Consider the following 12,917-nt stretch of genomic DNA (forward strand, 5'->3'; position numbering starts at 1 on the left):
GTAAATTTTACCACAAAAGGCGGTTAGCTGACTTGGTTTTAGTCAGCTAACCGCCTTTGTTATAAGGGGGCGTGTTATTTCACAGCTCCTTTTTTGTATTTTTGGGGATGCAGGAGAATTTGTGTTAAAATAGAGCGGGAGGTGGTGTTATGGTTAGTGATCTGCAGGAGGCCACAGCGTTCAAGGCCCAGCAGAAATTTCGGTTGAAACCCACCCAGACAATCCTGCTCAGTTTCGTGTTGATGATTGGCATCGGGACCGTGTTGTTGATGCTGCCGGTCAGTACCACGAATCATGCGGGGCTGCCCTTTATGGACGCGTTGTTTGTGTCCACCTCAGCGTCCTGTGTTACAGGGCTGACGGTGGTTGATGTGCAGAACGATTTGAGTTTTTTCGGCAAATGTGTGCTGCTGCTCCTGATTCAGGTCGGAGGGCTGGGCATCATGACGCTGGCTACCATGGTGGCGCATGCTATGGGGTACAGGTTCCCGTTGAAGCAGAGCATTATCGTGCAGGAGTCACTGAGCCAGAGCGGCCGCGCCGGGCTCTTTGCCCTGATTCGCCGGATGATTTTCTATACGTTCATGGTGGAGGGCTTCTTTGCCCTGCTGCTGACGGTGCATTTTTATCCCGAATTCGGCTGGGAGGCCATTGGCTATGGAATCTTTCATGCCGTGTCCGCTTTCTGCAATGCGGGGTTCGATTTATTTGGCAACTATGACAGCCTGTGCAAGCGGGCGGATGATTTTGTCCTGCTGGCTGGAATCGGCCTGCCCATCATTTTGGGTGGTATTGGCTTCACGGTTATATATGATGTGCTTCATTGCCGCAGCTGGCGGCAGTATTCGCTGCATACGAAAATCGTATTGGTCAGCAATCTTGTCCTGCTTACAGTCGGTACGCTGTTGATCTGGGCGCTGGAAGCCAATAACGGGGGCACGCTGGCGGATGTGCCTGTGGCGGGACAGCTGGCCCAGTCGGCGTTCATGTCGGTGTCCTGCCGGACGGCGGGATTCAATACTTTTGATTTGGCAAAGGCGACACAGATCACCCAGCTCATCATGATCATCCTGATGTTTATAGGCGCCTCGCCGTTGTCTACGGGCGGCGGCATCAAGAGCACGACCATGTTTGTGATCATGCGCTCAGTCTGGGCGGTGTTCCGCGGGGAGAGTGAACTGGTCGTTTTCGGCCGCACTATCACCAAGGATTTGCGTGATCAGGCTTTTGCGACCTTTACAGTTGGTACTATCTGGGTGGTGATTATGGGGATGCTTCTCTCGGTGCTGGACGGGGAAGTCCATGAGTTGGAGGAAGTAATCTTTGAAACCGTGTCGGCTTTTGGCACTGTGGGCATGGGCATTGGCCTCACGCTCAGCTGGAATGACTGGGGCAAGGGCCTGCTGGCGCTGACCATGCTGCTCGGCAGAGTGGGCATCATGTCCTTTATGTTGTCCTTTATCAAGCAGAAGCAGTCTGCGGTCATCAAATATCCGGAAGAAGAAATCATGCTGGGTTAAGAAGGAATGGATATGCAGAAAAAGAAACAATTTGCTGTTTTGGGGTTGGGACGTTTCGGTGTCAGTGCAGCCCTGACCTTGGAAAATATGGGCTATGAGGTGCTGGCAGTGGATATGGACACGAATCTGGTGTCGTCCCTGACCGAGAAGCTGTCCCAGGTGGTGAGCTTTGATATGCGGGATGCCCGGGCGATGGACCAGGCGGGCATCGGCAGTTTCGATACGGTGATCATCGCCACCAAGAATCTGGAAGCCAGCCTGATGGCGGCGATGCTTTGCAAGGAGCGTCATGTTCCGGAAATCGTGGTCAATGCCTTTGACGAGCGCCATGCGGAGATGGCACGGCGTCTGGGCGCTACGAAAATCATCTTTTCTGAGCGGGATATGGCTCGCAGGATGGTCATGCATCTGGTATCGCCTAATGCGGTGGATTATATCGATCTGGCTGGCAGCATCAAGATTGTCAACGTCACGACGCCGCGACGTCTGGTGGGCAAAAACCTGGTGGAGGCCGACTTGCGCAGGCATTATAATCTGGTGGTGGTGGCCATCCGCCATGCGGGGGAGATGATTGTCACCCCTTCGCCGGATTATCGCTTTGCAGAAGGGGATAATCTCTTTATCATCGGCAAGGAATCATCCTTTGTGGAGTTTGAACGGGATTTTTGATGTTTTGACTTTTATCTCTTGACTTTTTGTTCTATAAGGGGTATTATCTTTATAGACTTAAATTTAGCACTCACCATTTCAGAGTGCTAACAGAGTCGGGAGGAGGGGTGTGAATGCCGGATAAGCTCTATGAGCTGGATGAGCGCAAACAGCGTGTGCTCAAGGCCGTGATTGATGATTACATCGAATCGGCAGAGCCTGTTGGTTCCCGCACATTGGCCCGTAAGTACGATCTAGGTGTCAGCCCTGCCACCATCCGCAATGAGATGGCGGATTTGGAAATGCTGGGATATCTGCAGCATTTGCATACATCCTCCGGGCGGGTGCCTTCATCCAAGGGCTATCGGTTCTATGTAGATGGACTGATTCCGCCCAAGCCGGTCAGTGATGAAGAGAAAGCATTGATTGACCGCTGGTATAAGACCAGAGTCAAGCGCATTGATCAGGTCTTTGAGGAAACGGCGAGGCTCATCTCGGCCGTGACGAAGAATGTTTCGTTGGTATTGGCGCCGCAGATGAATCAGGCGCAGTTCCGCTGCTTGCAGTTTTTGCCGCTGGACAGCCGGCGGGTCATCACGGTACTCATGACCGATGCAGGCTTTATCGAGAACAAGATCATCGAAATGCCGGAGGGCGCGGTGTTTGAAGACTTCCAGCGCATGGCGGCGGTGATCAACAAGAATCTGGCGGGGCATACGCTGAAGACCATCGAACATCATTCGTTGGCAGAGATACGGGATGAGATCCGGGATGAAAGTCTCTATGAATCGGCGCTGGCCATCATTCAGCGGGCCTTGGATACCGGCAAGCAGGAACGCCTTTATCTGGGCGGTACCACGAAGATGCTGGAACAGCCAGAGTACCATGATGTGGAAAAGGTCAAGCATATGCTGATGACTTTGGAGGAAGAAGAACTTATGAAGGATATTCTCCGGGCGCATATCGGTGACGGTTTGGAAGTCACGATTGGCCAGGAGAATGAGGACAGTCACTTCAAGGACAGCAGTATCATCACAGCGACCTACCATCTGGATGGGGAGCTTCTGGGCACTATTGCAGTGCTGGGGCCCACCCGCATGGAGTACGCCAAGGCCATGAGCCTGCTGGAGTACATGAACAATAATCTGACACAGGTTATCAAACGCTTTCACTGGTAGCTGCCAGTATTGGAGCGAAATATAAAATACCTTGGAAAGAGGTGAAGAAATTGCCATCATTCATGAAAGATGAATTAAAGAAGAAGGATGAGCAAAAGCTGGAGGAAATGCAGCAGGAAATCAACGCTGCTGATGCTGATGAAGCCGATGAGGCCGAAGAAGCAGCCAGCGAAAGCGCAGAAAGCGAGAATGAAGACAATCAGGAACCCCAGGATGAAAATGCCGCTCAGATTGAAAAACTGACGGCGGACCTCAAGGAGAAAGAAGACCGCGTCCTGCGCCTGCAGGCGGATTTTGAGAATTTCCGCCGCCGTACGGGCAAGGAAAAGGAAGAACTCTCCGCTGTGGTCACACAGGGAATCCTGAAGGATATGCTGCCACTGCTTGACAACTTCGAGCGGGCTATGGCCGCTGAAGCCAAAGACGGCGAGGCTTTCCAGAAGGGCGTGGAAATGATTTTCACCCAGTTCACGGAAATCCTCAAGAAGAATGGTCTGGAACATATCGAAGTAGAGGGTCAGAAATTCGATCCGAACTTCCATCAGGCCGTCATGCGGGTACAGAATGCAGATATGGAAGATGATGACATCGCCCAGGAACTGCAGAAGGGTTATATGGTCAAAGGCCGTGTGATCCGTCCCAGCATGGTGCAGGTTGTGGCAAACTGATTTAGCAAATAAAGTTTTTTAGGAGGATATACAAATGTCAAAAGTTATTGGTATTGACTTAGGTACGACGAACTCTGTTGTATCCGTTATGGAAGGCGGCGAACCGACCGTTATCACCAACCCGGAAGGCAGCCGTATCACCCCGTCCGTTGTTGGTTTCACGAAAGATGGTCAGCGTCTCGTCGGCCAGCTGGCAAAGCGTCAGGCTGTGTCCAATCCGGACCGCACGATTGCTTCCATCAAACGCCATATGGGCGAGAATGACTACAAAGTCAGCGTTGATGGCAAGGATTACACGCCGCAGGAAATCTCCGCTATGGTTCTGCAGAAGCTCAAGGCTGATGCTGAAGCATATCTCGGCGAAACTGTAAGCCAGGCTGTTATCACGGTTCCGGCTTACTTCAACGACAGCCAGCGTCAGGCTACGAAAGACGCTGGTAAGATTGCCGGCCTCGAAGTCCTGCGTATCATCAACGAGCCGACGGCTGCTGCTCTGGCTTACGGCCTCGACAAGGACGAAGACGAAACGGTTCTCGTATTCGACCTCGGCGGCGGTACGTTCGATGTATCCATCCTCGAACTTTCCAGCGGTACGTTTGAAGTTCTCGCTACCAATGGTGATACTTACCTCGGTGGTGATGACTTCGACCAGAAGGTTATGGACTGGATGGTTGACGAATTCAAGAAGGAAAACAACATCGACCTGTCTCAGGACAAGATGGCTGCTCAGCGCCTGAAGGAAGCTGCTGAAAAGGCTAAGATCGAACTTTCCAGCATGACGCAGACCAACATCAACCTGCCGTTCATCACGGCTGATGCTACGGGCCCGAAACACCTCGACCTGACGCTGTCCCGCGCTAAGTTCGATGAACTGACCCGTGACCTCGTAGAACGCACGATGGAACCGACCCGCAAGGCTATGGCTGATGCTGACCTGTCCGGCAGCGATATCAGCAAGGTAATCCTCGTCGGTGGTTCTTCCCGTATCCCGGCTGTGCAGGAAGCTATCCGTCAGTTCCTGGCCAAAGAACCTTCCAAGGGCGTTAACCCGGATGAATGCGTATCCGTTGGTGCTGCTATTCAGGGTGGCGTTCTGGTCGGCGAAGTCAAAGACGTACTGCTCCTCGACGTTACGCCGCTGTCCCTGGGTATCGAAACCCTCGGCGGTGTCTGCACGAAGATCATCGAGCGCAACACGACGATTCCGACGCACAAGAGCCAGGTATTCTCCACGGCTGCTGATAACCAGCCCTCCGTTGACATCCATGTCCTGCAGGGTGAACGTGAAATGGCTGCCGGCAACAAGACGCTGGGCCGTTTCGAACTCTCCGATATTCCTCCCGCACCGCGTGGTGTACCTAAGATTGAAGTTTCCTTCGATATCGATGCCAACGGTATCGTGCATGTATCCGCAAAAGATCTGGGTACGGGCAAGGAACAGAAGATCACCATCCAGTCCGATGGCGGCATGACCAAAGAAGACATCGACCGCATGGTGAAAGAAGCCGAAGCTCATGCAGCTGAAGACAAGAAGCAGAAGGAAGCTGTTGAGGTCAAGAATCAGGGCGAAAGCCTTGCATATCAGGCCGAAAAGACGCTGAAAGACCTCGGCGACAAGGCTGACAAGACGCAGGCGGCAAGTGTACAGGCTGGTATTGACAAGTTGAAAGAAGCCCTCAAGGGCAGCGACACCGAAGCCATCAAGAAGGCAACGGAAGAACTGCAGAAGCCGCTCTATGAAATGAGCGCTGCCGCTTATCAGCAGGCTCAGGCCGCTGGCCAGCAGGGGGCACCGGGCGCTGATGCAGGTGCAGGTGCTCAGCAGCAGGCCAAGGCTGATGATGATGTAGTTGACGCTGAATATACGGAAGTCAAAGACGATAAGAAGTAATTAGAGGTTTTTGATGGATTATTGGGAGCCGTATGGCTCCCAATAGTTTTTAAGGATGGTGCAACGTGAGCGAAAAACGCGATTACTATGAGGTGCTGGGCGTTGACAGGAGTGCCTCGGACGCCGAAATCAAAAAGGCGTATAAAAAAATGGCCCGCAAATATCATCCCGACCTGAACCGTGATGACCCGAAAACTGCCGAGGAAAAGTTCAAAGAAGTCAATGAGGCTTATGATGTCCTCAAAGACCCGCAGAAGAAAGCAGCTTATGACCAGTTCGGCCATGATGCCTTTGCCAATGGCATGGGCGGTGGCGGCGGAGCCGGTGGCTTTGGCGGTTTCGGCGGCGGCTTTGGTGGTTTTGGCGGAGCTGGCGGCTTCGAGGATATCTTCGAGACCTTCTTCGGTGGCGGTGGCCGCCGCCGTTCCGGCCGTCCTGGTCCGGAGCGGGGCAGTGACCTGCGCTATGATCTGGAGATTACCTTTGAAGAGGCAGCCTTCGGCAAGGAAGCAGAACTTACCGTACCTCGTACGGAGGAATGCGACCACTGCCATGGTACAGGCGCAGCACCGGGCACCAGCCCGGAGACCTGTCCGGACTGTCAGGGGACAGGTACCCGCCAGACGGTGGCCAATACGCCCTTTGGCCGCATGGTCAATCAGACCACTTGCGGACGCTGTCATGGTACGGGCAAGATTGTCAAGAATCCTTGCTCTAATTGTAATGGTACAGGCCGCAAGAAAGTCTCCCGGAAGATCAAGGTCAATATCCCGAAGGGCGTGGACAATGGCTCCCGCGTGCGCGTAAGCGGCGGCGGTGAAGCCGGTGTGCGCGGCGGTGGCAATGGCGATCTCTACGTTTACATTTTCATTCGTCCGCATAAGATCTTCCAGCGTGAAGGCTATGACGTGATTGTGGAAGTGCCTATTTCCTTTGTGCAGGCTGCCCTGGGCGATAAGGTACAGGTACCCACCATCGATGGCCCTGTGGAAATCAAGGTGCCGGCGGGCACTCAGTCCGGCAAGATCCTGCGCCTGCGGGAACGTGGAATTCCCCACCTGCGCGGCAACGGCCGGGGCGATGAGCATGTGGTCATCAAGGTGCTCACCCCGCAGAACCTCAACCAGCGCCAGAAAGAACTCCTCAAGGAGTTCGGCGAAATCAGCGGCGACAAGGTGAATCCGGAACAGAAGAGTTTCTTAGACAATATCAAGAATCTCTTTAAAAAATAAAAGTTTGCAATAAAGCAGTAAATGTTAACAGACATTTGCTGCTTTTTTATTGGAAAATTGTTTTAGTAAACTATAATTAGGACTAAAAGACTATTGAAAAGTATTTTTTAGGTTATTATAATTACATCCTATAGTTTTGAACTAATATATTAATAATGTATGAAAGGATGGGAATGGATGAATAAGAAATGGCAGGCCGGCGGTGTGCTGGCTGCCTTTTGTTTTGTGGAAAGTGTCTGCGCATGGGGACATGCGTCGCCACTGGAACAGGAGGTACATGAAGCTGATGAGAATTTTGCGACATTGAATGTGGCAGGGCAGGAAGCCATCCGCCACAGGGATTATGTGTTGGCGGAACATAAGTTTCGAGAAGCGCGAGCGTCGGCTTTTGCTGCGGGGCATCCCGAGTTTGTGAGGGAGATGGATGCCCGGCGGGCAGCCATGTATATAAATGATAATGAGCCAAGCCGTGCGGTGCTAATCTTAAGTCCCTATATCAAACCTGGCGTAGATAAATATATGCTTAGCGACTACCTTTTGGCGTTGCGTTTGACGAATCAGCCCAAGGAAGCGGTCAAAGTATTTACGGAATACGTGCGGGACTGGCAGGATTTTCCGACATACGGTTTGCAGTCCATGGGGGATTTATACCTGCGGCAGAGGAAGTATAACAAGGCCGCTGAAGTCTATGCGCACATCTTATCCCGGGAGAAGATGGAGGATGTGCCTTATGTACAATTAGGCTATGCCCTGGCATTGGCGCGGCAGGGGAAAACTGGCAGGGCAGCAGTGGCTTATCAGAAGATGGCAAACCTGTCACCACGGTACAATAATGCCATTGCCGGGGACGGCGCGGCATTCATTGCGGAAGGCCGTGTTGGGCTGGCTCGAAAACTGTTTGCGTCTTTGGGCATTACGGAGCATGAGCGGGAATATTGGCTGCTGCGATATGCGCAGGAGCTTGTGCAGGCGGGACAGGATTACGGCAATGATGCCGTGAATTTCAAACGGGATGAGCGTCTGGCCAATCGCAGTTATTACCATGAAGCGGCAAAGATCTTGCGGCAGCTTATCCATAGCCAGGATGAAGATATCGCCCATGAGGCCCAGGCAGCGATGGCCGTCAATAAGATGCACAATGAACTTTTGGCAGACAGCCGCAGAGGCTTGCAGGACATGCTCGACAAGGATAATGAGGATATGTTGGCATTGGCGGCAAGGGGAGAATACGAACGTCTGCAGCTGCACAATCTGAAAGCCGGATATAGCAGCAGCCTGGACGATAAGCGGAATCGGGAACAGACAGCCAATATTGATTATGACAGCTATTGGGGCCGGAATTTTTATTTGAGTCAGGAATATGCCCGTCACTGGCTGCAGGATGATGATGACAACGTGGCTTTTGGAGAAAGTGCCACAGGTTTGCGCAAGAAATTTGTCTGGGGTGAGATTGCCGGTGAATGGATTCGCTATGATGGCGCCAGAGCCAAAAATGGCTATTCCTTATCGGTGGAATACGATTTTAACGATGTGACACATTTGGATTATCAAGTGGGCCGCCGTCTGCATGATCATGCCGGAACCGTGCGGGAAGGCATCCGCGAAAATTATCAGGAAGTATCCGTCCTCCATCAGCTGACGCCTCAGACCACTTTGCAGGGAAGCTATCAATGGGCAGATCTGACGGATCAGAATAAATATCGGGAGTATGACGCAGGCCTTGCTCATCTTTTGCAGATCAAACACAATTATAGTGACAGATTGCAGTTGAATTATAGTCATAGCAAATATAAGCGGGAAATGTGGTCCTACGATTCTCCTCAGCGGCGGGTGGAATATACGGCAGGATTCAGACGGGAATGGAATCTGCCACAGAAAGGAGTGACCTGGCAGTGGCAGTCAAATCTCAACTGGAGCCAGGACAATGATGAACGTATGGGTTTTTCACCTTATACGCGCCTGGCATATAAAAAGGAGTTTCCGCATAATCAAAGTCTGGAACTGGGTGGTACCTATCGAAAGTATTACCGACGGACAGGCCAGAATCCTCGCCGTCGTGATGGTTATGCATTGGATATCAGCTATAATTGGGGGTGGTGAAGATGATCAGAAAAATAATGGTGGGGCTCATATGCCTGCTCTGTCTGGGCGGGCTGATCTGGGGCCGGGCAGAAGCTGCCGTGGCAATCTTCTGCTATCATGAAGTTGACCGCGCGAATGATGATTTTGCGGTGAGTCATCAGCAGTTGGAGCAGCAGCTCAAATACATGAAGAAACAGGGGTACCATTTTGTAAGTCTGGATGAGTATCTGCGGTATACCAAGGGGGAACTTGCTCTGCCGGAAAAGAGCGTGATGATTACATTCGATGATGGTTATCGTTCCTTTTACACCAAGGTTTATCCGCTGCTGCAGAAGTATCAGATCCCGGGGATGCTGGCTATCGTGAGTTCCTGGACGAATCATGAGGAGAAGCCTAATGATGTCCGGGATACGGCCTCGTGGGAGGAGCTGCGGGAGATGGAGGCAAGTGGTCTCGTAACCGTGGTATCCCATACCCATGCTATGCATAAACAGCAGGCAATCAATCCTCAGGGCGGGCGCAATGGTGTTGTAGGCAGCCATCTCTATGCGGATGGCCAGTATGAAAGCGATGCAGAATACCAGGCGCGGATCCAGCATGATATTGATGAAGTCCAGCGGCTTTTTCAGGAAAAGCTGGGGCATAAGTCCCGGGCTATGGTGTGGCCGTATGGCATCTATACCAAAGAAGCTGTGGATATCGCCATAGCTTCCGGCATGGAGGGCACTTTCCTGTTGGATGGTGGTGTTAATGAGCCGGGGGAAGATGCACGTATCTATGCCCGCCGCATGATCATGGAGCGGGATGTGACGACGGCTAAACTGCAGAAACTCCTGACCGTTGACCATGATGCCTGGAATACCAAGAAGCTGCGCATGGCTCAGGTGGATCTGGATAATATCTGCAGTGATGATTCGGCAGCATATGAACGCAATGTCAAGGCAATGCTGGACAACTTGCAGAGTAATAATATCAATGTAGTGGCACTGCAGGCCTTTGCTGACCCGGATGGGGATGGCAATGTGGAAAAGGTGTACTTCAAGAATCGTGAAATCCCGGTGGAAGCGGATATCTTCAATGATGTGGCCAACCGTCTGGAGCAGCAGGGATTCACCGTGCTGGCTTGGCTGCCGGTGTTGAATTATCAGGATTTCATCAAGGATGATAACAGCAATGCGGTGAAATCCAGGGGGGAAAAGGGCTGGTATCATCGTTTGAGCCCCTTTGCCGTGGAGGATCTGCAAAAGGTCAATGGCCTGTTCTACGACTTGGCGGCCAACACGCAGATAGATGGCGTCTTGTTGCAGGATGATCTGTACCTGAATCAGGACGAGGATGTATCCCAGCCCGCACAAACGGCATACCGGGAGCAGTTCGGGCAGGATTTGCTGACAGCAGTCAAGGATAAGAAACAGCAGCCGGCAATCACCCGTTGGAAGATAGCAGCTTTGGACAAAGCTGCTGATGATGCGCTGGCGGCTTTCAAGAAAGTCCGTCCGCATGCCATCGTGATGCGGGATATCTACGCTGGTGCGTTGCTTTATCCTGGGGCAGAAACGTGGCTGGGACAAAGTTATGCAGATTATCTGCGCAAATACGATTATACGGTGGTCATGGCCTATCCGTTCATGGATAAAGAAGAGGAACCATATGAATACCTGCGGAAGGTAGCACAGGCAGTCAAAGCTGCGAATGGCACGGACAAGACCATTGTCAAGATCCAGTCCTTTGACTGGGAGGCAGATAAATGGCTGGATGCCGATGTATTTGCCAAGCAGTTGAAGACCTTGCAACGGGCAGGCATGAAGAATCTGGGGTATTATCCGCTGGGATTTTACCATTGGGAAAGATAAGGGGACGTATACAGGAATTCTCAGGGAGGAAGAATTAGGCTTTGATTTATACATTCATTTTGTGGTTAGCGGATTTTGTTTTCTACTATCCCGTTATCATGAGTCTGGTCTGGATGGTCGGCGGTATTTATTTTTTCTGGCGGCGGGAGAAAGGGAAGGACAAGAATCCGCCCAAGCTTGACCGGATGCCTTTGGTATCGGTGTTTATCCCGGCACACAATGAAGAACGGGACATTGCCGATGCAGTGGACTCTATTTTTGCCAACCATTATAAGAATCTGGAAGTCATCGTGATAAATGATGCCAGCACGGATAATACGCAGGGAGTTCTGGAATCCCTGATGGGCCAGTATCCCGGGTTGAAGGTGCTGCGCATGGAAAAGAATCTGGGGAAGGCTAACGGATTGAATCTGGCATTCGCCATGAGCCATGGAGATATAATCGTTACGTTGGATGCGGATTCCATGTTGGATGAACATGCCATCGAATGGGCGGTATGGCATTTCAACCATTATCCGCGGGTAGGCGCCGTTACGGGGAATCCCAAAGTCCGCAACCGCACCAGCCTGTTGGCCAAGATCCAGACGGCTGAATATGCCAGCGTGATCGGTCTTATCAAGCGCACGCAGCGGATTATCGGCAAGGTCATGACCGTATCCGGTGTGGTGGCGGCCTGGCGGCGCACGGCCATAATCAATGCAGGGCTTTGGGATAATACGGCGATTACAGATGATATTGAAATGACCTGGCGCATGGAGACCAAGTTCTGGGATGTGCGTTATGAACCCAATATGGTTTGCTGGATGCTGGTACCGGAGACGCTCAAGGGAATCTGGGTGCAGCGGAAGCGCTGGGCGCAGGGCGGCATTGAAGTGATCCGCACTCATCTGGATGTTTGGCGGCAATGGCGGGAGCGGCGCATCTGGCCTGTGTATCTGGATTATTTCCTGGGAATTTTCTGGGCGTATGCCTTTGTGATCTGTGCCCTGTTATGGGTGGCGCGCCTGTTCTTTGATGTCACGGGCAGTGGCTATGGTGCCATGCTGCCGGATCTGGGGAATCCATTGATCAGTTGGAGAGGTTCTGTGATTTCCATGGTATGCCTGTTGCAATTCCTGGTGAGTATCTTGCTGGACTCACGTTATGATAAGAAGCTGCCGGGCATCTATTTCTGGGTGGTATGGTACCCTGTGGTCTATTGGATTTTCAATGCTTTGGCAGCAGTGGTAGCGACACCGGTCGCATTGAAGCGGGATATGACGACTACGGCAGTATGGGTCAGCCCGGATAGGGGGATGAAAGCTTGAAGCAGGAGACAAGGATGGATCGTGACGCAGTGAAAGAGCCAGTTTACGAGGCAAAGGATAAGCAGAATCGGCTGGTGAGAATAGTGGAAAAAGTTATAGCGGTCGTGGCTACGATTGCCTTATGGGTATTTTTGGTATTGACGTTGTATCATAAGTTGTTTGTCGATGTTACGCCCAGCCTGATACGGGTATTGTGGATACTGGCCCGGTCTCTTGGGGGCGCAGTGCTGATTATGGGGGTATGGCAATCCTATAACTGGTTCCGCTTCCACAAGAAAGCCCGGCGCAAGGAGTTCAAGAGACAGAGCCTGGCGGATTTAGGCAGCCTTTATGGTATCTCTGCCCAGAATATGGAGCGGCTGCAGGAAATCCGCAGCGTGGCCGTGGTGGAATTCAAGAACCATCGTTATTACTATTGTATTGCGGGGGAAGCTCCCATTGAAATCGGTATGCTGCGGAAGCGTTGAACGGCAAAAAAAACTTTTTCCTTGTATATATCCCTTGTTGGTTGCAGGTTTTTTGTATGTCAATGGTAAAG

Annotated in this window: 10 protein-coding genes; all 10 read left to right on the top strand. The window is 51.9% G+C overall.

All coding sequences use genetic code 11. From position 1 onward, the window contains the following. Window positions 1-149: 149 nt before the first annotated feature. The 10 genes from BUB68_RS10500 (at window position 150) to BUB68_RS10545 (ending at window position 12,846) form a co-directional block, all read left to right on the top strand. Window positions 150-1,520 carry a TrkH family potassium uptake protein gene (locus tag BUB68_RS10500; protein ID WP_073091063.1) on the top strand — a complete coding sequence of 457 codons (1,371 nt, stop codon included), beginning with the start codon at window positions 150-152 and terminating at the stop codon, window positions 1,518-1,520. 12 nt (window positions 1,521-1,532) lie between these two features. Beyond that, complete coding sequence (locus BUB68_RS10505) at window positions 1,533-2,189, top strand: potassium channel family protein (protein WP_073091065.1); 657 nt, start codon at window positions 1,533-1,535, stop codon at window positions 2,187-2,189. A gap of 113 nt (window positions 2,190-2,302) precedes the next feature. After that, window positions 2,303-3,346 (top strand): heat-inducible transcriptional repressor HrcA, encoded by a 1,044-nt coding sequence (hrcA, locus tag BUB68_RS10510; protein ID WP_073091067.1) that lies wholly within the window; start codon window positions 2,303-2,305, stop codon window positions 3,344-3,346. Between the two features lie 50 nt (window positions 3,347-3,396). After that, window positions 3,397-4,014 carry a nucleotide exchange factor GrpE gene (grpE, locus tag BUB68_RS10515; RefSeq protein ID WP_256625882.1) on the top strand — a complete coding sequence of 206 codons (618 nt, stop codon included), beginning with the start codon at window positions 3,397-3,399 and terminating at the stop codon, window positions 4,012-4,014. Between the two features lie 34 nt (window positions 4,015-4,048). Further along, a complete protein-coding gene (gene dnaK / locus BUB68_RS10520; protein ID WP_073091069.1) occupies window positions 4,049-5,905 on the top strand; it encodes a molecular chaperone DnaK in 1,857 nt (618 codons plus the stop codon). 65 nt (window positions 5,906-5,970) lie between these two features. Next, a complete protein-coding gene (dnaJ, locus tag BUB68_RS10525) occupies window positions 5,971-7,137 on the top strand; it encodes a molecular chaperone DnaJ (protein ID WP_073091072.1) in 1,167 nt (388 codons plus the stop codon). Between the two features lie 177 nt (window positions 7,138-7,314). Then, window positions 7,315-9,237 carry a tetratricopeptide repeat protein gene (locus BUB68_RS10530; RefSeq protein ID WP_073091074.1) on the top strand — a complete coding sequence of 641 codons (1,923 nt, stop codon included), beginning with the start codon at window positions 7,315-7,317 and terminating at the stop codon, window positions 9,235-9,237. 2 nt (window positions 9,238-9,239) lie between these two features. Beyond that, window positions 9,240-11,072: a poly-beta-1,6-N-acetyl-D-glucosamine N-deacetylase PgaB gene (gene pgaB / locus BUB68_RS10535; protein ID WP_073091076.1), complete on the top strand. Its 1,833-nt coding sequence runs from the start codon at window positions 9,240-9,242 to the stop codon at window positions 11,070-11,072. Window positions 11,073-11,113: 41 nt separating this feature from the next. Continuing rightward, window positions 11,114-12,379, top strand: a complete 1,266-nt coding sequence (gene pgaC / locus BUB68_RS10540) for a poly-beta-1,6-N-acetyl-D-glucosamine synthase (protein ID WP_256625883.1) — start codon at window positions 11,114-11,116, stop codon at window positions 12,377-12,379. Next, window positions 12,376-12,846, top strand: a complete 471-nt coding sequence (locus tag BUB68_RS10545; RefSeq protein ID WP_073091079.1) for a PgaD family protein — start codon at window positions 12,376-12,378, stop codon at window positions 12,844-12,846. The genes pgaC and BUB68_RS10545 overlap by 4 nt, the downstream gene beginning before the upstream one ends. Window positions 12,847-12,917 lie beyond the last annotated feature (71 nt).

Source organism: Pseudoselenomonas ruminantium (assembly GCF_900142515.1).
Lineage (GTDB): Bacteria > Bacillota > Negativicutes > Selenomonadales > Selenomonadaceae > Selenomonas_A > Selenomonas_A ruminantium_D.

Bases quoted from the DNA above. Each gene is read 5' to 3' on its own strand.
- BUB68_RS10500 (WP_073091063.1), top strand. From the start codon at position 150: ATGGTTAGTGATCTGCAGGAGGCCACAGCGTTCAAGGCCCAGCAGAAA.
- pgaB (WP_073091076.1), top strand. From the start codon at position 9,240: ATGATCAGAAAAATAATGGTGGGGCTCATATGCCTGCTCTGTCTGGGC.
- BUB68_RS10505 (WP_073091065.1), top strand. From the start codon at position 1,533: ATGCAGAAAAAGAAACAATTTGCTGTTTTGGGGTTGGGACGTTTCGGT.
- dnaK (WP_073091069.1), top strand. From the start codon at position 4,049: ATGTCAAAAGTTATTGGTATTGACTTAGGTACGACGAACTCTGTTGTA.
- hrcA (WP_073091067.1), top strand. From the start codon at position 2,303: ATGCCGGATAAGCTCTATGAGCTGGATGAGCGCAAACAGCGTGTGCTC.
- BUB68_RS10530 (WP_073091074.1), top strand. From the start codon at position 7,315: ATGAATAAGAAATGGCAGGCCGGCGGTGTGCTGGCTGCCTTTTGTTTT.